The organism is Clostridium sp. MF28 (genome assembly GCF_002969175.1).
Classification (GTDB): domain Bacteria; phylum Bacillota; class Clostridia; order Clostridiales; family Clostridiaceae; genus Clostridium; species Clostridium beijerinckii.
This window is the reverse complement of record NZ_CP014331.1, coordinates 1,030,373-1,053,015: the sequence shown is the minus strand read 5'-3', so window position 1 is coordinate 1,053,015 and position 22,643 is coordinate 1,030,373. Positions and strand designations below refer to the sequence as shown.

Annotated in this window: 22 protein-coding genes and 1 pseudogene; 19 read left to right on the top strand and 4 right to left on the bottom strand. The window is 29.0% G+C overall.

All coding sequences use genetic code 11. The annotated features are described in order from the left end of the window. Nucleotides 1-57: 57 nt before the first annotated feature. The 9 genes and pseudogenes from AXY43_RS27595 (at nt 58) to AXY43_RS04475 (ending at nt 6,636) form a co-directional block, all read left to right on the top strand. On the top strand, nt 58-213 hold the full coding sequence (locus AXY43_RS27595; protein WP_167514420.1) for a hypothetical protein: 156 nt from the start codon (nt 58-60) through the stop codon (nt 211-213). A gap of 304 nt (nt 214-517) precedes the next feature. Beyond that, nucleotides 518-778, top strand: coding sequence for a hypothetical protein (locus AXY43_RS04505; RefSeq protein ID WP_017211070.1), 261 nt, complete (start codon nt 518-520; stop codon nt 776-778). Nucleotides 779-1,118: 340 nt separating this feature from the next. After that, a complete protein-coding gene (locus AXY43_RS04500; RefSeq protein WP_012059448.1) occupies nt 1,119-1,376 on the top strand; it encodes a phage holin in 258 nt (85 codons plus the stop codon). A gap of 97 nt (nt 1,377-1,473) precedes the next feature. Then, complete coding sequence (locus tag AXY43_RS04495; protein ID WP_039769440.1) at nt 1,474-2,508, top strand: GH25 family lysozyme; 1,035 nt, start codon at nt 1,474-1,476, stop codon at nt 2,506-2,508. 667 nt (nt 2,509-3,175) lie between these two features. Further along, nucleotides 3,176-3,346, top strand: a complete 171-nt coding sequence (locus AXY43_RS27590; protein WP_017211073.1) for a hypothetical protein — start codon at nt 3,176-3,178, stop codon at nt 3,344-3,346. Nucleotides 3,347-3,607: 261 nt separating this feature from the next. Beyond that, nucleotides 3,608-4,246: a hypothetical protein gene (locus AXY43_RS04490; protein WP_105411086.1), complete on the top strand. Its 639-nt coding sequence runs from the start codon at nt 3,608-3,610 to the stop codon at nt 4,244-4,246. Nucleotides 4,247-4,684: 438 nt separating this feature from the next. Continuing rightward, nucleotides 4,685-5,073: pseudogene (locus AXY43_RS04485) on the top strand (ACT domain-containing protein). 135 nt (nt 5,074-5,208) lie between these two features. Continuing rightward, nucleotides 5,209-5,415: an alpha/beta-type small acid-soluble spore protein gene (locus AXY43_RS04480; RefSeq protein WP_012059444.1), complete on the top strand. Its 207-nt coding sequence runs from the start codon at nt 5,209-5,211 to the stop codon at nt 5,413-5,415. A 483-nt stretch (nt 5,416-5,898) separates the two neighbouring features. Then, entirely contained in the window at nt 5,899-6,636 is a 738-nt protein-coding gene (locus tag AXY43_RS04475) for a cell wall-binding protein (RefSeq protein WP_039769430.1), read from the top strand. Between the two features lie 113 nt (nt 6,637-6,749). Here AXY43_RS04475 and AXY43_RS04470 read toward each other — a convergent pair whose 3' ends face one another. After that, nucleotides 6,750-7,568: a TIGR03943 family putative permease subunit gene (locus tag AXY43_RS04470; protein WP_087703203.1), complete on the bottom strand. Its 819-nt coding sequence runs from the start codon at nt 7,566-7,568 to the stop codon at nt 6,750-6,752. A gap of 644 nt (nt 7,569-8,212) precedes the next feature. Further along, a complete protein-coding gene (locus AXY43_RS04465; RefSeq protein ID WP_105411084.1) occupies nt 8,213-9,823 on the bottom strand; it encodes a permease in 1,611 nt (536 codons plus the stop codon). A gap of 682 nt (nt 9,824-10,505) precedes the next feature. Between AXY43_RS04465 and AXY43_RS04460 the strand changes: the two genes are divergently transcribed. The 7 genes from AXY43_RS04460 to AXY43_RS04435 all read left to right on the top strand — a co-directional run bounded on the left by AXY43_RS04460 (nt 10,506) and on the right by AXY43_RS04435 (nt 17,003). Next, complete coding sequence (locus AXY43_RS04460; RefSeq protein ID WP_243099168.1) at nt 10,506-10,697, top strand: hypothetical protein; 192 nt, start codon at nt 10,506-10,508, stop codon at nt 10,695-10,697. A 73-nt stretch (nt 10,698-10,770) separates the two neighbouring features. After that, on the top strand, nt 10,771-12,066 hold the full coding sequence (gene istA / locus AXY43_RS04455) for an IS21 family transposase (RefSeq protein ID WP_077857071.1): 1,296 nt from the start codon (nt 10,771-10,773) through the stop codon (nt 12,064-12,066). After that, on the top strand, nt 12,059-12,811 hold the full coding sequence (istB, locus tag AXY43_RS04450; protein WP_078114545.1) for an IS21-like element helper ATPase IstB: 753 nt from the start codon (nt 12,059-12,061) through the stop codon (nt 12,809-12,811). Before istA ends, istB begins: the two co-directional genes overlap by 8 nt. Before the next feature lie 41 nt (nt 12,812-12,852). Beyond that, nucleotides 12,853-13,617 carry a group II intron reverse transcriptase/maturase gene (gene ltrA / locus AXY43_RS04445; RefSeq protein ID WP_279220071.1) on the top strand — a complete coding sequence of 255 codons (765 nt, stop codon included), beginning with the start codon at nt 12,853-12,855 and terminating at the stop codon, nt 13,615-13,617. Between the two features lie 132 nt (nt 13,618-13,749). Then, a complete protein-coding gene (locus AXY43_RS28720; protein ID WP_171786255.1) occupies nt 13,750-14,046 on the top strand; it encodes a group II intron maturase-specific domain-containing protein in 297 nt (98 codons plus the stop codon). Between the two features lie 1,023 nt (nt 14,047-15,069). Beyond that, on the top strand, nt 15,070-15,750 hold the full coding sequence (locus AXY43_RS04440; protein WP_105411082.1) for a YjjG family noncanonical pyrimidine nucleotidase: 681 nt from the start codon (nt 15,070-15,072) through the stop codon (nt 15,748-15,750). 251 nt (nt 15,751-16,001) lie between these two features. Beyond that, nucleotides 16,002-17,003: a Gfo/Idh/MocA family protein gene (locus AXY43_RS04435; RefSeq protein WP_105411081.1), complete on the top strand. Its 1,002-nt coding sequence runs from the start codon at nt 16,002-16,004 to the stop codon at nt 17,001-17,003. 121 nt (nt 17,004-17,124) lie between these two features. Here the strand turns inward: AXY43_RS04435 and AXY43_RS04430 are convergent, their stop codons facing one another. Further along, nucleotides 17,125-17,568, bottom strand: a complete 444-nt coding sequence (locus AXY43_RS04430; RefSeq protein ID WP_105411080.1) for a hypothetical protein — start codon at nt 17,566-17,568, stop codon at nt 17,125-17,127. Between the two features lie 277 nt (nt 17,569-17,845). Here AXY43_RS04430 and AXY43_RS04425 point away from each other — a divergent pair, with 277 nt between their 5' ends. Then, a complete protein-coding gene (locus AXY43_RS04425) occupies nt 17,846-18,484 on the top strand; it encodes a ferritin-like domain-containing protein (protein ID WP_242986357.1) in 639 nt (212 codons plus the stop codon). A 661-nt stretch (nt 18,485-19,145) separates the two neighbouring features. Next, nucleotides 19,146-19,523: a hypothetical protein gene (locus AXY43_RS04420; protein WP_077869466.1), complete on the top strand. Its 378-nt coding sequence runs from the start codon at nt 19,146-19,148 to the stop codon at nt 19,521-19,523. Nucleotides 19,524-20,273: 750 nt separating this feature from the next. Here the strand turns inward: AXY43_RS04420 and AXY43_RS04415 are convergent. Beyond that, nucleotides 20,274-21,575, bottom strand: a complete 1,302-nt coding sequence (locus AXY43_RS04415) for an IS110 family transposase (RefSeq protein WP_012059009.1) — start codon at nt 21,573-21,575, stop codon at nt 20,274-20,276. 420 nt (nt 21,576-21,995) lie between these two features. On the opposite strand from AXY43_RS04415, the gene AXY43_RS04410 reads away from it, so the two are divergent. Then, complete coding sequence (locus AXY43_RS04410; RefSeq protein WP_105411079.1) at nt 21,996-22,541, top strand: hypothetical protein; 546 nt, start codon at nt 21,996-21,998, stop codon at nt 22,539-22,541. The last annotated feature ends 102 nt before the right edge of the window (nt 22,542-22,643 follow it).

Sequence of the window (22,643 nt, the reverse complement as noted above, 5' to 3'; positions counted from 1 at the left end):
GTATAAAATATTATTTATTATGCACATTATGAATATAAGTCAAAAGGAGAGAAAAATATGAATAATCAAATTGATTACAATTCTATTTGTGATAATGAATTGAAGGAAAAAACTATAAAGGAATTTCATAGAGCAATAGTTAAAGATCTTATTAATAAATATGGAGCTCAAACTATGAAAGATGTTATGAGAAAAGTAAATTTACAGCGTTAGAAAGTTTGTTATTAATTAAATAGAATAGTTAAAGAGAAGTGTTTCATAATGTTTGGGACTCTTCTCTTTATTATTTGGTTCTATCACCACATAAATCTAGATTTGAAGTCGGATATCTATAATCACCAATGCATATTACAATTGATTTTCTATATTTTATTTTTTAAAGCAAATTTGCTGCACTTCTAAATTTTCTTTTGGAAATTAGTTAAAAAATTCAGATAATATGAATATGCTATAGTAAATCGAATATTATATAATCGTTTTCTAAAATTTAAGGGGATATAAATGAGAGGAGAATTCTATGAAGATATCAAGAGGATGGAAAGTTCACAATAACATAACAGATGATGATATAAATGTGCTTAAGACAGCATTAAGTGAATTAATTGGTGTTGAGTATGAACCTAAAATCTTAGCTACTCAGAGCGTAAATGGAACAAATTATTGTTTTATATGTAAGTCAAAGGTTGCAGCGCATAATGGACAAGGTATTTCGAAAGTGATGATTTATAAGCCGCTTACGGGAAATGCAAAGATAACGAGCATTGAGTGTATATTATAAAATAAATCACAATAAAATTAGTTTAGTTGAAAGTAGGGATAATATTTCTGTGCTTAGTAAAATATTATCTCTATTTTTATTTGAGATTTATATTACATTGCCTCTTCTTTAAATAAATAACTTTAATATAATAAGGTATTACTTAGATTAAAACTTAGATGGATTGTAAAAATGGCATTCATAATATATTTTTAAACATATATATTTTAAGAGGTATTAAAGTGATGAATGATAGTACCACTTATAAAATAGAATTCGTACTGTTAGTTCAATTTTAAGTCGCCATTAAGAGTTTTAATTCATATTATGTATATATAAAAGAAGAGAGGTGAAGATAGGTATGTTAGGTATTGATCTTCAAGCAAGATTAAAAAACAAAGCCTTTTGGGTTGCAATAGCTAGTGCTATAGCATTATTAGTGCAACAATTAGGGTTAAATATAATTCCTAATAACTATACAGAAATTGTTAATACTATTTTAACAATCTTAACAATGCTAGGAATTATAGTTGATACTAGTACACCAGGTTTAAGCGACCAAACTACAAATGATGAAGCAAAAACTGTCCAAGCTTCAGATTCTAAAGAAAATAAATAAAAGCAATAAGTTAATGGAACAATAGTAACTGAATATTTGAGAGTAACCCTTTAGGGTTACTCTTTATAAATATGAAAATCGGAAGGGAGTATGAATTATGGGGTATATAAAAGGTATAGATGTATCAAATAACAATGGAAATATAGATTTTGGAGCTGTTGCAGGAGATGGGGTTCAATATGTTTATTTAAAGGCAACAGAAGGGGCAACATTTAGAGATAGCAAAATGGAACTATTTTATAGTGGCTGCAAAAATAATAACTTAAAAGTGGGAGCATATCATTTTTTAGTTGGGACAAGTACTCCAGAAGCACAAGCCCAGAATTTTTATAATAAGATAAAAGATTATAATTGGGATCTAGTGCCTATGATGGATGTAGAAACTAACTTTAGCGGACTTGCAGATTATGTTACAAGATTTGTTACTGCATTTGGCCAGCTAACGTCTATTCCATTAGGCATTTACAGTTATACAAGTTTTATAAGTTACCTTACCAATGCAAAATCAGTTATACAGGATATGCCTTTCTGGGAGGCTAACTATAACAATGATCCTTGGAATTTGCCATCAAATTTCTTTACCAATAGGGTAGGGCATCAATATACTGAAACTGGCAGAGTAAATGGGGTAAGTGAAGATTGTGACATAAATTCATTTACTGATGGAGCTTTAATAAGCAATGTTACTAAACCAGGACAATGGATTATAAAGGATAATAAGTGGTGGTATAGGCACACTGATGGAAGTTATACTAAAAATGGATGGGAAAAAATAAATGGAAAGTGGTATCTATTTGATAGTGAAGGCTGGATGCTTTATGATTGGAAGTTGAGTGGAGATTATTGGTATTACCTGGGAAATTCAGATGATGGATCAATGAAATCAGGATGGTTATTGAAAAATAATAAGTGGTATTACCTTGGAGACTCTAGAGATGGATCAATGAAGACTGGATGGCAGAAAATAAATGGTAACTGGTACTACTTTGGAACGGATGGAGCCATGGTTACTGGATGGTTTAATGTAGGTGGATACGATTATCTAACTTATTCTACTGGCGAGTTAATTACCAATATAGATATATACGGATATCGCTTTGATGAGAATGGACATGCTACAAAGTTAAGCTAGCTTGAACAGATACAATAATGGTATTTTGAGCATAGGGAGGGATAGATAAACCAATCAACAGCTTGATTTATAATTTGTAAATAAAAGATAATATCTTGATTAGTAACAAGATATAAGTGGTGAGTATAGATAATTCAACTATAAGTTAGATTTATACTATGAAATATATCTTAACTAGGAATGAGTAATATACTTTTGTGGAATGTTTCATTGGTAATTCTGATGGATGTGATTCTTAATTGAAATTCAAAATCTATGATTTGGTCAATTGAAATTACTCAGTGAACGAAGTGAGTCGAGTTTCCTTTGAACTATTCCAAATGTGCTAGTTCAAAAAGTGAGAATCGAAAAGTGATGCTCCAAATTTTACATTTGGTAAGCAGAACTTTCTCTATGAACGCTTATTCTTTGAGGCTAGCACTTTGGGTGCAACTTTATAGCCTTAGAATCGCCCATTAGAATTACCTAGAAACTGGAACAAAAGTATATTATTCGTTTCGGTGGGTGTGTACGCATAAGTATAGGCTGTAGTTGCTGTATCTATACAAAGAGCGTTTTTAAAATTATCTATGTTAGAAGATATAATTAAATTTTAACTATTTCTTAATATTTTTCTACACAAAAAATTAATATCAAAGTTATATTATATAGAAAGGAGGGCAATGAAATGGGAAATATAATTAAAATTAATATGTATGCAGAAATGAAAAGAAAAAGAAATAATAAATTAAACGTAACAACAATAGAAAAAGTTATCTTGGAATATAATAATTGGATAAAGAATACCAACAGAGAGGATAAAATAGAGAGTTATGAAAAGTTCCTACATACAAAATAGTCTATAAAGGGTAGTTTGCGATTTTAGTTCGTTAACTACCCTTTATTATTTTTAAAAGTAATTTAATTTAGATAATATTTTTATGTTAAAAGTGAGTAGAAATTTGAGCCTGAAATTAGTTAGAATGCCCTAAAATAAAGAGGCAGGGGGATGGCTTAAGTTTGTATGAAACTTAGGGTAAGCGTAATGTAGCTATGCATATACAATCTATCTTTGGGTACTATAGTAGTATAGAAAAATATGCATCTAGGAGGAGAACTAATGAGTAAAATGAAAATAACAATTTTTAATTCACTTATATTAATCTTAGGTATTATGTTACTTGGATGTAGAGATATAGATTTAAGAAGTTCTACTGTAATAAATGAAAATGGGTCAGGTATTGTAAAATTGCAAGTTGTATATGATGATTTTATATCAACAAAATTAAAAAATGATGTAATTGATCATGAATGGGCTAAAGAAAATGGATATAATTTTAATAAGTATTTTAAAGACAATATGAATATTGAAGAAATTACCTATGAGTTCAAAGATATTAAAGAATTAGAGGAAAAAATAAATTCAAGTGGATTAGCAACAATGACTGATTTAAAAAGAGCAAGAGGAAAAGATGATGTATACACAATTGATGTAAAATTCAATAAATCAGCAATAGATAACTTAATAAAAAATAATACTGATGATCAAAAAGTATACAGTTATATTAAAAATATAAAATTTATTAATGAAGTTGAAGTACCAGGGAATGTTATAGGTTGCAATGCAGAAGAAGATGTTGATGAAAATACAAGAGTATGGAACTATAAATTGAGCCAAATAGATGATGATACTAAACTAGATCTTGCATATAAAATAAAGAAACATGCATTTCCAATTTCAGTATTACCTAATAATTAACTATCATATTGGAATTATGGGAGGCTAAAGAGAGGTAAAGTTAATATATTTTTTGAGTAAGAAAGTATTAAGATTGAAATGTATTCTACACATTTTAGGAATAAATAAACACCTAATTTAGTGAAATTATAAATGAAAAATCGTGATCGAAATATATACAATAATATGTGACGTTGATTGAAATTTTACATTATGTTAGAATAGATGAATAAATTTAACATGTAATAATTAAGGCTGAATTGTTTTTTTGATTCAATAGTTCAACATGATTAGCTGTTCTAAGATAAACTTTAAAGTTAATTGTATTCACTAAAGGATAAAAGCCTGAGAAGTATTTTAATAATATTTCTATTGGCTTTTTTCTTTTTGTATATTTTAAACTATAAATTTGCGATAAATAAGGCGTTTAAAAATGAGAAGAAAGGATGAAAGAAAGATATGTCGGAAAAAATATTAACTATCAGATTATTAGAAGAAAAATTGGAGTGTGCAGATTAAATAACAACGAATCAATTCCTGAATGGATAAAAAACAGTGATTTTTTTTCTATAACAAAGACATGTGATGAATTATCAATAGTATGTCTTGAAAAAGATATACCTGATGAAGTTAAATGCGAAAAAGAATGGAGAATTTTAAAGGTTGAAGGTCAGCTGGACTTTTCATTAGTAGGAATTCTTTCGTCAATTAGTACGATTTTAGCGAAAAGCGGAATAAGCATATTTGCAATTTCCACTTATGATACTGATTATATCCTTGTTAAGGAAAAAGATGTAGATAATGCTATGAAAGCACTTATTAAAAATAAATATGAGGTTATAGTTTAAGGAGGAATATCTAAAATTAACTAATACAAGCTATCTGTACTACTTCTGTTAACATTTTTATAGATTATATTTTGTGATAGTGGTTAAGATATTACTGCCAAACAAAATAAAAAAAATTAAGGGAGGTAGATTCATATGGCTTCAAACAATAGTGGAAGAAACAGAACATTAGTACCAGAGGCAAAACAAGGGTTAAACAGATTAAAAACAGAGGTTGCTTCAGAAGTTGGATTAAGCAATTATGAAAGCATGGATAAAGGAAACCTTTCTTCAAGACAAAACGGTAGCGTTGGTGGAGAAATGGTAAAAAGAATGATAGAAAGCTATGAACAAGGACTATAATAAATAAAAGTAAAGCACTAAGAAGATTCTTAGTGCTTTGCTTTTTTCTCTGGAAATTATAGATAAACAATATATAACTTAGACTTATGTAATAATCCACCGAAAGGAGAAACATTGTTATTTCACAGGACTATGAAAATTTCGCTGAAAGCACTAAATTGCAGGCTTCACCACTAATGCTTGTTCTTTGAGGCTAGCACTTTGTGTGCAACTTTATAGCATTAGAATCACCCATCAGAATTACCTAGAAACTGGAACAAAAGTATGTTATTCATTTCGGTGAGTTATATGCATAAGTTCAGGTCTTAGTTGGATTATCTATAAAGCTAAATCTGAGTAGAAGTTTTAAAAGCGGTAAGAAAATATAATATGTGAAACAGATATCTGTGTATTTTCCTTTTTTAAGAGTTATTATATTCTATTAGCATTATTGACATCACATGGTAAAAGGTGTAATAGTAATATGTGTAGGGAGGAATGGCAATGAATAAAGTGAAAAAGTTGTCCTTAGTAATCTTAACTATCTTGTCAATACAAATTACTAATTCTACTATGGCTAATGCATATTGGAAACAAAACAGTCAAGGATGGCAATTTACTAAAGGAGAAGCTTACTCAGTTGGATGGGATAAAATTGATGGTAACTGGTATTATTTTGATAGTGATGGAATAATGGAAACAGGATGGATTAATGATAATAATAAATGGTATTATCTAAATGATAGTGGAGCTTGGGAAGAATCTAAGACTACTACTGTTGTTCCAAATGATATTCAGGTTATGTATGATATAATTAATATTTATAATGATTCTGGAACTATTAAATATGAGAATAAGGGATTCATTAATCAAATAGGATTAAGTGATAAGAGTTTATATAAATTCTCTGCAGAAGACCAAGTTGGAAACAATATTAGTGAATATTACTATGATTCTTCTAATGGAAATGTATATAAAATAAAACAAGGAATTACAACACTGCTTAATTCTAATATTACTATAAATAACACTAATACTCAGATTTCAACGATTGAAGCTGTAGAGAAAGTAAAAGATTATCTTCTAGCGAATGGAAAATATGTTCCAAGTAAAGTTGAGTATGATCATGATGAGTCTAACTCTTATGTAATTCATTGCTATGATACAACAGGAGAATACATAACAACTGGCGGATGGTATTATGTAGATAAATTTACTGGAAATGTGACATCAATGTTTTAGAGCTATAAAATAAGAATAATCTAACGTAGAAAGTTAGGTTATTCTTATTTTATATTCATTATAATTTGTTTATATAGAGATCATGTTGGCTGAAAATTATATTGTCATATATTTTAAAATGGATAAACATAAGAAGTGTCAGGAGTAGGATCTTTTTCTATATTTTCAACAGCTATAACTGGATCTATTCCATCTTCAGAAGTATTAATTTTAATTTTTCCCTTTATTTTTACCCAGGTACCATTATCATATGAACCTGAATCACCGCTAGAACATTCAATTCCTGCAACTTGAAGATCAGCAGCACAACACACCATCATAAATCGTGCAATTATAAATTGATTTTCTTTTAAATCGTTATCTCTATATACAAATCCTGAAATTTCTATTTCCTTTCCTTCATATTTTTTAGGGTTTCCTAAAATCTCATCAAGAGAAGATACAAAGTTATTAATGTTTACTTCTATAATATCATTCACAATGTTTAGCTGAATCTTATCTACTTGACCTTGCCCATCACTTTCGGATTTTCCACTATACAATTCATATGTTGAGTTAAGGGAAGGCAAGTTGTTATTTGAATTATTGGAAGAGCTGTTAGTAGATGATGATTCGTTAAGATTCCCATTTGTATCAATGCTTTTAGTGGCAGAATTTGCGCTACCACTTTGCATAAAAAGTATCATAATCAAAGGAAAAATAAAGATAAAGTGATTCTTAATTTTAAATTTTTTTCTATTATTATAAAAGACATCTGAAATTAAAAATAAGGTAATTATGAACATCGAAATCATTCCAAAGATTGCAAAGGGTATAATTCGTGGATGTACATATGTGAGAATTTCATTACTTACAATAATTTTTAAATAGAATATTGAAAAACCTAATAGTATTAATATTTTTGCAACTACTTCCGCATTAATTTTTTTCATATTTTCATCTCCATATCAAATTAAAGAGTATCTTAAGATAAAATATATTGCCTAAGATAAGAGGATATTCTAAAATTGCTATATTCTTATATTCTTATATTCTTATATTCTTATATTCTTATATTCTTATATTCTTATATTCTTATATTCTTATATTCTTATATGGCATGGGTCTGTGGACTTAGGTTAATATTATGGACACATTTTTTACTAGTACATTGAATCTAAGTCAGTGATCTGTACACACCTTCTATTGAATATATGCTATTATTACTAGAATTCTTCTCGTTGCTGAATTAATATAATCTATAGAACTATAAATTCATTGGTGGTTACATATAGATATCAAATTTAAGAATTCAACTTATTAGATGAACATATTTACAAAATTGCTAGAACTTTAAGCTCATATATTAACTAGAAATCATAAATATATTTGTGTAGAAAACATTTGAAAATGAGCTGTTAAAGGTTCTTGGCTGTAGGTTGTTCCATTTTAGCTTGTCAAACTGAAAGTTGGAGCATGCTAAAGTGGATACAACCTGCGGCTTAGAGCCTTCAGCGATATTTTCATAGCTTTTCGGAATCAAAATATTTATGATTTCGGTAAGTTATAACATAAATCTAGTCTTAAAGTTGGATATCTATAGCCTAAGGTTAATAAGAATACTAAATGATACTACAATAATAAAAAATATTAGCTTTATGGCAAATTTTCTTTTGAAGTTTCCAAAAATCATAATTGTATTTTTTATATCAAGCATAGGGCCAACAACTAAAAAGCCCATTACAGAGTTAACTGAGAATTGTTTTAAAAATCCCTTAGCAATGAATGCATCTGAGGTTGAACAAACTGAAAGTACAAAAGACAATAATATCATTGCAATTAGAGGGGGTATATTACCACTCAAAATTGGAATGTTGGTACCGGCAGATACTATATTTTGAAAAATGCTAGATAAAAATGTACCAATGATCATAAACTTTCCTATATTAAAAAATTCATCGCCAGTATGAATAAATACTGCTCTGATTTTTTCAAATTTATTTCTTGAATAATCATAGTCATCATTACAAAAACCGCATTCGCAACTTAATGCATTATTATTAATACTTAATATATCATCATCTTTCCTTGTTAGAAAATGCATAATTAAACCAACTAGAATAGAAATTATTATGCCTGCAACAATCCTATAAATTACAACTGCCTTCATACCTTGAAAGGCGTATATTGTTGAAATTATAGCTATTGGATTTACTATTGGGGCAGATAACATGAAAGTAATACTAGCAGCTATAGGAACTTTTTTCTTTATAAGTCCTTTTACAACAGGAATAGTTCCGCAATCACATATTGGAAAGAGTAAGCCAGCAAGAGCTGCAATAACACATGACAAGAATATATTTCTTGGAAAAAATTTAATAAATGTATCCTTTGGGATACAAATTTGTATTATTGCAGATACAAAACTTCCAACTAAGATAAATGGTATACCTTGAATTAATATGCTAATGAATACAGTATAAAAATTTTTAAACTTGTCCAAATAGAATAAATACTCATTACTATCAGTAATAGATAATGCAGCAAAACACGTAAATGACAATATTAGAAGGCTCATATAAAACATAGTTTTAATTGCAGAAAAACTATGACTACTAATTTCTCTATATTCGTCTTGATGTATTTCTTTAATATTTAATGAAGGCGCATGCTCTAATAAGTTAGCCGTTTCATTAATTCTCTTTATTTGATTCTGAATATTTAAGAAGTCTTTTTTGTTGATATTATTTATATTGTTTAATATTATTGTCTTGCTATTATAGATTTGAGTACTTAACATGCTTTTCATATTTCTGAAATAAATGAAGAACTTTTTCGTATCAATTAAGGTTACGATATCGTCAATTCTGCATAACTTTCTTAAATTTTTATTATTGAACATATTAATTATAGAGTTAGAATTTTTCATACCATTAACTTCAATAAATATTCTATGGGGAGAATATATTTCTAAAATTTTGTTTATATACTTTTCATTAATTTCTTCATTAGAAGTATTTTCGATGTTTATAATATTCATATTTTCATTTGAATTTATAAATTCATTTTTTATTTTGCTTTGTCCAAATTCATCTTGGATGACAACAATAGTTTCATTTTGTAAATCGCAATTTTTAATCATAGAATTTATAAAATTAGTTTTTCCAGACTGTAAGAATCCTAGTATTATTTCTATTTTCGTTTTCATATAAATCTCCTTGTTGCAATGTATTTGCATTTAAATGTATTATATTACCATATATGTAAACAAACAAGAATAATATTGTGATAATTTTTGGCATTATTTTTATATTTATAGATATCTAACTTTAAAACTACATTTATGTGATAACTTACCGGTACGCCAAGCAAGGGCGTAAAAGATAATGAGGGCTAACCTTCCTCATTATTACTATATAGCAGGTGGGAATCCTGCATGACAAAGGCCAGCAACCAGTCATTAGTTAGTCTTGGGCTTATTATGGCGATGTAATAAGTTAAGTGTAGACAAACAAGGTACCAGGCCGCAAGCGAATGCTGAAACTACTAGCCACGAAATTATCACAAAGTCAGAAAGGACGATAATATCGGTAAATTAGAAGTCAGAACATAGATAATCATTATTGCAAGAATATCTGTGCTTTCTCGTGGTTTTAAGGTGTAGCATGGTATACATTGATATAGTACGTCAACTTGGGAGGACTCATTATTCTCTGACTTCAGAGTATGGAAAACAATGATTAGAAATCAGAGGTATTCAAATGATAATGAGTAGTCGGATTACACCATAGTACTGAAGAAATGAGTAATGACCATGGAGGGAAGGGTGTAACATATTATAGACCTTGAAAAGAGAAACAGAAATTCTCACACAGAGGAGGAAAAAAAAAATGTACACAAAACTTGAGAGGATAGCAGAAATAGCTGGAAATAATCCTAAAGAGAAATTTACATCACTAATGCATTTAGTTAACAAGGAAATGCTAATTTTATGCCATTATGAACTGAGCGGAAATAAGGCTACAGGAGTGGATAAGGTAACAAAGGAAGAATATGATATAAATGATAAGATAAGAATGTAAGGAAATGATCATTTAAGAATGTACAAATTAGTTTTTATAAATTATAATTACCCAATATTTATTGGGGGTAATTATGATTATACAAACAAACATTTATTCAGAAATTAAAATAAATAAGGTAGAAGATCTTCATAAATTAAAGCCACTTATGGAGGTAAACAATTTGAAAGTAAATAAAAGCCAAATAGCTAGAGAACTTGGAGTTGATCCTCGAACCGTAGGCAAATATATAAATGGATATGTCAAACCTACCACTAGAAAATGCAAATCTAAAATAGAAGCTTTTGAGCCTATTATAAAAGAGCTTCTTAGCAAAGATTCAATTCAAGTATTTTATTATAAACGTATTTTATGGCAATATCTAAAAGATAATCATGGACTAGATTGCGCACAATCTTCGTTTAGAAGATACATTTCTAATCACTCAGAATTTAATGAGTACTTTAATAATAGGAAAAAAGGACATATATCAAATGCTTCGCCTATGCGATATGAAACGGAGAAAGGGCAACAAGCACAATTGGATTGGAAAGAAAATATAGAATTTGTTTTGACTACAGGTGAAATTATTAATATAAATATTTTTGTGGTAATCCTTTCATACTCAAGGTTTAGAGTATATAAATTATCGATTGATAAAACGCAAGATATACTACTATCTTTTTTAGATGAGTCATTCGAAACTTTTGGAGGTGTGCCAAAAGAATTACTAACAGATAACATGAAAACAGTTATGGATAACCCTCGAACTACTTATTCTAAGGGAAAAGTAAACAATAAATTTCAACAATTTGCAGATGACTATGGATTTAAGGTCCGTCCCTGCATAGCAGGAAGACCGAATACAAAAGCAAAAGTTGAGGCTCCTATGAAACTATTAGACGAAATAAGGGCCTATAATGGAACCTTAGATTATGAAGGTCTGCATAAGCTTGTTTCGGATTTAAACAATAGAATTAATGGTACATGCCATACATCAACTGGTAAAATACCCATATTGCATTTAGAAAAAGAAAAAGATTTCTTATCAGAACTGCCTAAAGTACAGATAAGAAATCACCACAAAATAATCACCACAAATGTTAAAGTAAATCGCCAAAGTATGATTTCATATAAATCAAACCAATATTCTGTACCACCAGAATATATAGGTAAAAAACTAAAACTTCAAGTTTATGATGATCAACTACATGTGTATTATAGCACAAAGTTAGTTACTATTCATAGAATAAAAAATCAGAAGTTAAATTATCATGCTGATCATTATGCTGAAATCAGTGGTTTAACATTTAATAAAAATTCATATGAAATGATAGAAGTAGCCAGAAATAATTTGAAAATGATAGGAGAAATATATCAAAATGAATAGTACATATACACAACTCATAAATAATTTAGAATATTTGAAGATGAAGCAAATGATTACTCATTTGGACGAAGTTATTGATTTTACAACAAAAAACAATCTATCTTTTGTTGATGCTTTAATTAAGCTTACAGCTCACGAGATCGACTGTAAAGAAGCCAATATGATTAAATCAATGGTTAAGGTTGGGGCTTTTCCACATCAAAAGGAAATTAAAGATTTTGACTTTAATTTTCAACCTGGAATTAATAAAGATCAAATATTGGATTTTTTAACACTGCGTTTTTTAGAATCACAAGAAAATATTGTATTTTTAGGTTCTAGCGGAGTTGGGAAAACACATCTTGCGACATCTATAGGAATCGCGGCTGCGAAGCGCCGGTACAGTACATATTTCATTAAGTGTAATGATTTGCTGCAGCAGCTAAAACGAGCAAATTTAGAGAATAGGTTAGATGCTAGACTTAAGCATTTTAGTAAGTATAAACTTCTTATTATTGATGAATTGGGATATTTACCTATAGATAAAGAAGATTCGAAACTGTTTTTCCAATTAATTGATATGAGGTATGAGAAAAAAAGCACTATCTTAACTACCAACATAAATTTTAACTCTTGGGATGATATTTTTTATGATCCTGTTATAGCTAGTGCTATCTTAGATAGAATTTTACATCACGCCCATGTTGTTACAATCAATGGAAAATCATATAGACTAAAAGATCATTTTAAACAAGAAGAAGATTAAAAAACCACATTCTTAAATGATCAAAAAGTTACATTTCTAGCTTGACATTTATATATGAAACTAACTTAGAGAATAATATTGATAATCTACTAATTAGAATGAAGACTTTTAAATATAGACCGCAGCCTGTAAGGAGAGTATACATAGATAAGTCTGGTTCAAACAAGAAAAGACCTCTAGGTATACCGGCATATGAAGACAAAGTTGTACAATTAGCCATTAATAAAATATTAAAATCAATATATGAACAAGATTTCATTGATAGTTCTTTTGGGTTTAGACAAAATAGAAGTTGTCATGATGCTCTTAAAATCTTAAATGTATATTTATCTGAAAAGAATGTGAATTATGTTGTAGATGCTGATATTAAAGGATTCTTTGATAATGTTGACCACAAGTGGTTGATGAAATTTCTTGAACACAGGATTGCAGACAAGAACTTACTTAGATATATAGGTAGATTTTTGAAAACTGGAATAATGGAAAACGGAAAGTTTTATAAAGTATATGAAGGAACTCCACAAGGGGGAATAATATCTCCAACATTAGCAAACATTTATTTACATTATGTTTTAGATATATGGTTTAATAACTTTATCAAAAAGAAGTGTAAAGGACAGGCGTACATAGTACGCTATGCGGATGATTTTGTTTGCTGTTTTCAGTATGAAGACGAAGCGAAAGCTTTCTATGAAGCATTGAAAAACAGATTAGACAAATTTAACTTGCAGGTAGCTGAAGATAAAACTAAAATATTATATTTCGGTAAGAATGCCTACTATGATAGAAAATTCAAGAGAGCATGAAAGTTAGAATCATATAAAGATAGAACTTTTGATTTTCTAGGATTTACACACTTCTGCAGTTGCAGAAAGAATGGAAGTTTTAGAGTTAAGAGGAAGACTAGCTCAAAGAAATTTGGAGCTAGCATAAAGAGATTGAATGAATGGTTAAAGAATAATAGAACAGTGCCGCTCACATTATTAATGGAGAAACTGACACAGAGACTAATAGGATATTATAGGTATTACGGAATCACTGACAACAGTTTAAGTCTCGCAACTTTCAGATATTTAGTAAGAAAACTAACTTTTAAATGGCTAAACAAAAGAAGTCAGAAAAGAAGTTATAACTGGAGAAGTTTTGACACTATGTTTGAGTGCTTCAAAATACCTAAAGCTAAAATATATGTTAATATTTTCAACTTAAAAGAAGATATATCATATATACTGTGAATTATAATGTGGGGAGCCGTATGCGGGAAATCCGCACGTACGGTTCTGAGAGGGGTTAGGGAAGTGATTCCCTAGTCTACTTACCAAATCATAAATATTTTGATTCCGAAAAGCTATGAAAATATCGCTGAAGGTTCTAAGCAGCAGGTTGTATCCAATTTGGCATGCTCCAACTTTCAGTTTGACAAGCTAAAATGGAACAACCTACAGCTAAGAACCTTTAACAGCTCATCTTCAAATGTTTTCTCCACAAACATATTTATGATTTCTAGTGAAGATATGAACTTAAACTTCTAGTAATTTTGTGAATAGCTTCATCTAATAGGTCTATTTATTGAGCTGTTTACCTATAAAATTGATAAACTAAGAGGGAAAGGTTATGGGGCAGATAATGCACAACTATAAGAGAGTTTGATAAAATGATTAAAAATAGTTAAGCTATATAAATAGGGAATGATGAAATTTTATAGATAAACAAATCAACAGCTTAATTTATGTGGTAACTTACCAAATTATAAATATTTTTTCTGAAAAGCTATGAAAATATTGCTGAAGATTATAAGTAGCTCATTTTCAAATGTATTTATGATTTCTAGTTAAGATAATCATTTAGATATAGTAAGTATGGAAATATTTCTATATAATAAATCTAATCTATTACATATATAATGTATGGTTCAATATATATCTAATTCGTAAATTAGGCATATATAGATAAATCGCTTATAAGCTAAAATTTATACTATGAAATATATCCCAACTAGAAATGGGTAATATACTTTTGTGGAATGTTTCATTGGTAATTTTGATGGATGTGATTCTTTGGCTATAAGTTGTTCCAAATGTGCTAGTTCAAAGCTTGTCTTTGAGGCTAGCACTTTGGGTGCAACTTTATAGCCTTAGAATCACCCATCACAATTACCTAGAAACTGGAACAAAAATATGTTATTCATTTCGGCGAGTTATATGCATAAGTTCAGATCTTAGTTGGGTTATCCATAAAAGGGAAGGGAGAGGCATGAAATGAAATACAATACGTTATTATTTGATGTTGATAATACATTACTTGATTTCGACGCAAATGAAGGAGAATCGTTTAAGAGTTTAATTAGAGATAAGGGTGAAATATATTCAGAAGAATTGTATGAAGTTTATAAAAAAATCAATCAAGGCATGTGGGCTGATATTGAATTAGGAAAGATTAAAGTAGATGAAGTATTAAATACAAGATTCTCTAAGTTAATGTCTGAGTATGGGAAGAGTATAGATGGTGGAGAGTGGGAGAAGACCTATAGATTGTATTTAAATCAAGGAGTGCAGTTAATGCCAGATGCCCATGAGGTTTTGAGTAAACTGCATGAAAAGTATACTTTATATATCGTTACTAATGGAATTGCGAGGACACAGTATTCAAGAATAAATGGCGCTGGAATTTCACAGTACTTTAAAGACTGTTTTATATCAGAAGATATAGGTGCTAATAAGCCGGCAATTGAATTTTTTAACTACGTCAAGGATCATATTAAGGGGTTCAATCAGGCAGAAACATTAATTATTGGAGATTCTATCACATCAGATATTAAGGGAGGAAATCTCGCTGGAATTGACACTTGTTGGCTTTGCAAGGAGGGAACAGTAAATGAATCATCAATATCTCCTAACTATGAAATACATTCGTTAAAGGAATTACTTCAAATACTATAATGATAAGAATAATAACTTTGAATTTTATTAATTGGTTTGATTTGGGATGATTAAATTAAATTTATAGGTTATAATGCTATTAAAAGTAACTATGATATCTAACAAATAAAAGAATTTAAGTCAATTATTATAGGAAATATATCTTAGTAAATAAGCAAAAACTAAAAAGAAAATTGAGTTTAGTTAAGCATATTAGGTATCTAATGATAAGGTTACTAAGGAGATATCAATAGTAAAAGGGAGGAATTAATATGAAATTAGGAATTGTTGGAGCTGGAATGATAGTAAAGGATTTTCTTTCAATTAGTCATCTTTTGGAAGATATAGAATTAGAGGCTATTTGCGGAACTCCAAGAAGTGAAGATACTTTGAATGAATTGAAAGATAAGTATGGGATTAAGAAGGTTTTTTGTGATTATGATGAACTACTAAATAGTGATTTAGATATAATTTATATTGGCGTACCAAATAATTTACATTTTGAATTTGCTAAAAAAGCATTAGAGGCTAATAAAAATGTTATAGTTGAAAAGCCATTTACATCAACATATAAGGAATCATTAATTTTAAGTGATTTAGCTAGGAAAAAGAAATTATTCTTATTTGAGGCTATAACTAATCAATATTTCCCAAACTACAAAAAGATAAAAGAGCTGCTTCCGACTTTAGGAAATATAAAGATTGTTCAGTGTAATTATTCTCAATACTCTAGCAGATATGACAGCTTTAAAGAGGGGAAGGTATTACCTGCTTTTGATCCTAAATTCTCTGGTGGCGCATTGATGGATTTAAATATTTATAATATTCATTATGTAGTAGGTTTGTTTGGTAAACCAGAAAATGTTGAGTATTATCCAAACATTGAGAGGGGAATAGATACATCGGGTGTATTAATCTTAGATTATGGAAAATTTAAATGTGTTTGTGTTGGTGCAAAAGATTGTAAGGCACCTATAGCAAATAATATTCAAGGAGATAAAGGCTGCATATATCAAGACACTCCAGCCAATGTTTGTAAGAGATTTGAATTGCTTATGAATGATGGAACTAGCTCAGAAGTAAATGAAAATAATTATGAGCACCGTATGGTTAATGAGTTCATTGAATTTTCAGAAGCTGTCAAAAATAATGATTTAGAAAGATGTTATAAAATGCTAGATCATAGCTTGATAGTTAGTGAAGTTCAAACAATTGCTAGGCATAAAGGTGGAATAATATTCCCAGTAGATGATTTTACAGAAACAGAAAGTTAATTTGAATTTTGTAATAGGATAGCACAGCAGCTTATGTATCAGGCATACTAATCTTAGACCAATGTATGTCTGATTCTTTATCCGATAGTAATATCGCCAGCTGCTGCATGATGCTGATCTTTTATGAAGTTAATCTATTTATATAATCTAAATCTAAACTATTATCAATGATTTTATACTCTTTATTTGAGTTATCATAGTCATTTATAATATTAATATATTCTTTCCCCTGTATGATAATCTCGGTAGTAATCCTGCTTTTATCATAAATGTAAATATGAATAGCACCCTTTGTTTTATTCGCTGTACTACCATAATGTCGAACTAATTTTATGTTGGAAACATTAGCTAAAAGTTCATTGATTTTAGCCTTATCTTTAATTGATTTATCTTGTCTTGAAAGTGTACTTCTAATCTCTATTTGTTCAATATTTTCTTTGTTATAATTATTTAATAAAAAACTATTCAAAGTTTCAGGTTTATGATATAAGTAATATCCTGTTCCTAAAGCTAATATTAATAAAATTGAAAAAAACAATATTGAAAATCTCTTTTTATTTCTCATAAATAATAACTCCTAACATACAAGTTGTGTAAACCAAATTATACCATAATATTAAACTGAATTATATTTAAAATAGGTTTGTATATAAATTTTGTTTTTTAAAGTAACTTTTATTGACTGCTAGTACCACATGGAAATGTGGGTGATAAGTATACTGAATTGAGATAATTTATATTATTGGCATAGCTAGGGGATTATTGATCTTAATGCACAAATGAATTATAAATTAATACAATGAAAGTGAGTTAATTATTTGTAGGAGAATCAATAATATTTTATGGAAAACAATAATAATCAAATGAGTAATAATGATCAGATGAACAATGATGATCAGTTACAGATAGCAATTCAGGGGGTAAAAAAAGCAATTCAAGGAGAAAGAGAAGATGAATTGTTTTATGATTATCTTATTAGTGAAGCGCCAACAAATGAAGAGAAAGAAATAATATCATCTATTAGAGATGATGAGCGCAGACATAATATGTTGTTTAGAGGGATCTATGAAGATTTTACAGGTGATATGGATGCTACAATGGAGGGTGAAGAAGAAAATTTTGAGGTTCCTGAATCATATTTAGAAGGTATTAAGAAAGCTTTATTTGGAGAGCTAGCAGCAGTAGAAAGATATAGAGTTATTAGGAGAGGACTTCCTGAAGGAGTTTACAGGGATGTATTATTTGATATAATTACAGACGAATTAAAGCATGCTTCAAAATACAATTATCTATTTACATTAAATAGTATTGGAAATAATGAATCTATGAATAGAAGCTTAATGAGACAAGATACAGTTATTACAGAAAATATAGATAACACAAATGATCTTAATCCAGATGATTGGGTTAGCTATATTGATCCACTAGTTAATCGCGCTTTAACAGAATCAAAAGAAGGGGTCAATTCTGAGCATTTGTAACAAGAATTTATATTATCAGGTGTACTTGTTGGCTTAGGAAAGAATCCTAATGAAGCCATGGAACAGGTTGAAGAGTGGCGAAAATCAGGAGCTTCAAAGAAATTAGCTATGAGTAAAATGAGCAGATATTTTAATGATTTAGATAACATTTAAATATAAATATCCACCTATAATCTATACTTATGTGTATACTTCACCGAAATGAATAATATACTTTTGTTCCAGTTTTTAGGTAATTATGATGGGTGATTCTAGGGCTATAAAGTTGAACCCAAAGTGCTAGCCTCAAAGAACAAGCTTTGAACTAGCACATTTGGAACAACTTATAGCCAAAGAATCACATCCATCAAAATTACCAATAAAACATTCCACAAAAGTATATCACTCATTTCTGGTTTGAAGGTATTTCATAGTTTAAGTATAGTTTATGATTTCAAGTGAAGATATTAACTTAGAGTTTTAACAACTTTGTAAGTATATTCATATTAATCTTTATAAATTAACTAATGAAAAAGCGTGTAAAATGATTTATAATTTCCAAATTTTTAATACCACAACATTCATGAGTGTTGTGGTATTTTATTAAGAAATATTCATGATAAGCAACTATTAAGAGTCATATTCATAATATAAATTATTAATAAATTCTTTGGAGAAAGATATGTTTGATAGAAGTCCATATAGAACAATGATGAGAGCATTAGAAAAAGCTACTGCATATAGAAGAGACGGGATAATTTATATATTTGTGACAGGTGAGATGCCAACGCCATGTGATGAAGTTAAAATAGTTGGCACTTATCCAGGCAATATTGTGCATATAAAAGATCCAGGAGTAGCAGAACTTTTTATTAAAATGGGGCGTAAGCCTGAAGAAGAAGGGGAGTATTGCATTCCTATAGTGATGCCATTTTTTATTGAGGAAGAGATAGAAGATTCGAATTATGATGAGGTAGCAATTTATGTGAATGACAATTTGTATAAAAGGATAGAGGTCGAAGAGTGGAATGAGACATTTGCGCGCGTGACAAAGGAGTAAATGTTATACATTTACAGTATAGTGATTTAGATTTTTATTGTCTTGTAATTATGAAAGAATCTATATACCACAATATTCAGGTATGTAGCTAGATTTGTGTACAACAAATCTACTACATTCTTTTTTTTATTCTATAGGAATTTATAATGTAATAGAATCTGTGGATAACTTATGAAGAAGGCTATTTAATTAGTTTTTGTATAGAAAAAGAATAAAAAAGAAATCTTATTCGCCTGCCAGATTTTCCTCACATGCGTTCGGAAAGGCAGATGCGTAAAAAAAATCTACACATATGAAAAGAGTGCGAAGCACAATACGGAACTTAACCACAGTCGCCTGCGATTTTTTTATTGTTTCATGGTAGATTTGAAATAGTATACTTTAAAATAACAAGTGAGGATTTTAAAGGAAATTTCACTCTCAAATTGTCAGTGGCCCCTTTTAAATTATTACTAATCAAGATATTATCTTCTTGATTGTATAAGCACATTTTTAGGTGAGGTATATGTTGATGGTGTTATTGAAGCAGATGAAGTATTCGTATAGAATACATGGTGTTTTGTAAATTATGTTATAATAAGCATTATAAAAAAACTATAATCAAGTAAGCAATAGCAATTAATTAAGAGAATTATTTAAAAAGACCAGCTAATAATAGTCAAGTTAATTTTCAAAAAAATAGTTTTTGGAAAAAGAGTATGGCAAACAAACCGTTTTAAAACACGAACGGTTACAGAAATTGGAATAAAATTAAGCGACTTTGTTTAAAGAGTTATTTTCTAGGAACATTTGCTTATGTATTTTGGGATCTCTTTGCTCAAACGGAGTTTGATTTCGGAGAACAGCAAAAATGTAGTTTATAATTTTATGCATTATAGCGACTAAGGCGATTTTAGGCTTTTTGCCTTTAAGGTTTATTTGATAATAATCTAATAGGACTTTATTTATAGGAACTCCATTACGATTGTTACGGATTGAAGCTAGTGCAACAGAATATAATGCTCTTCGACCGATTCGAGTTCCTCTTTTTGAAATTTTATTATCATCGCCTTTAAAATTACCTGATTGATTAACTGAGCTATCAATACCAAAGAAAGCTACAAGATGTTTGGGCTTAAGAAAACCATCAATATCACCTATTTCAGCTATTATAGTAATAGCAGTTAATTGCCCTATGCCAGGAATTGAATCAATTAGTTCAATATTAGCTCTAATAGATTCAGGAAAAGTTTCAGACTGTATAAAATTGTTAATTTTCTGTAGCAATGTATCAATCTCTGATTGAATAGTTTTTATTAATGTTATAGAGCTGGCTATTTTGACGGCTAAACCGTCTAACGGTAAGCCAATTATTTTAGCTTCATTAGCAACCTTAAATAATTTGGAATATGTATTTTCCGACCAGATAATGCCCTTTTTAGAGCTATTAAGGAAAATCTTAATTATATTTTCCTTAGGTGCCTCTAAAATTGATTGTGGCGTTGGATATTGACTTAAAAGCTCAATTGAACTTTTAGATGTTGAATCTGAAAATATAGTATTATAGCCAGGAAAAATAACTCTTAAATCAGCGGATAATTTTTTCTTAAAAGTAGAGCTAGTATCTGTAAGTTTGTAATACTCTCTTACAAGATTTTTCAGAAGAAAAATATCAAGGCTAAGTTGTTGTGATAACTTAATGTTTTGAAATTTTCCTATTGTTGCAATAGATAAAGCGTCTTTTTTATCATTTTTCACTTTTCTTATGTCACCATTTTTGTTAGACTTAGTAACGAGTGGATTGATAACAAATGTGTTATCGAAATATTTATTAAGATAGTGGAAAAGAGATAAATGGTACACGCCAGTGGACTCCATGAAAATTGCAGTTTTCATGTTAAACTCTTCTTCCACTTTTTTTATTTCATTAACTAAGTGGTTGAAGCCATTGAGATCATGCTTTATTTTAAATGACTTCTTATAAATATCACCATTCGGTGCGAGTATTGCAGTATATGAAAAATCAGCTGAAACATCAATTCCTATTACAGGACTATAAAAAAAATTAGACATTGTATATATCTCCTTAAATTAAATTTTAGATATAGAATAGAACTTCCACTCTGTCAGATAGCTTATAACCTTGTTTGTGACACGGGTAATTCCCGAAGGGAAACCCAACCAGCTAAACATAGAATTCTACCTGATGAAATGATACGCTTTTTTACGGGTATAGGTTCTAAAAGACCTCCCAGGAGGTTTACATCTATCTTCTATTCAGGAGTATTATACTAGACTATATAAAACTTGGTTAGATTCCTTTAAGGAATTTAAATAAAAAACTATTTAAGATATGAAATGCATATTCCCTATCGGGGCGTAGGCAAAGTAATAAATTAGAATATTAAAAATAATAAGAGGTGTAATGTTCGTTAGAAAGATAAATAGTTTTCTATCAAATGTTACAACTAGATTATACAAGGAGGTTCGTTAATGAAGATTATTAGTAAAACTAATGGTATTAATTTTGGAGTTTCAAGTGAATTTAAAAGCGAATATCTTGCACCAATAATACAAAATTTACTGTTTAAAGCGGAAAATGAGTGGGATGATTATAATGAAGTTTATCATTGCTGTAAATTAATTGAGAATGTAAGAAGCAATGAAAATATAAATATGGACTTTCATATTATGAAGAAAGACGAAAAATGTTTAGGTGTTGCTCTTGTTAGTAGTGGCATTCTTGATTATAAGATGTTTTTTAAAGAACCTATAAAGATAAACGAAGAGGATAAAGACATTTTGATATTCAACTATTTTCATATAGCCCAAGAAGGCAGAGGAAATGGAGAAATGTGGTTGAAGAACATAATACAATATTATAAATCTAAACATTATAAAGCAATTTATTTAAAATCAAGTCATCCTAAGGTATTTTCTATGTATAATCGTTTGGGCATAGAAGTAGGAGAATATTCAAGTTATAGTGATAACAATTTATTTCATAGGAAAGGAAAAATATTTAAAATTACACTTTAAAGACATATATATAAATATTTCATGATTTTCATATATATTAAGTATTGCAGGCGGGAAATCTCACTTATAATTTTTATAGGCTATATTTCAACATTATATTAA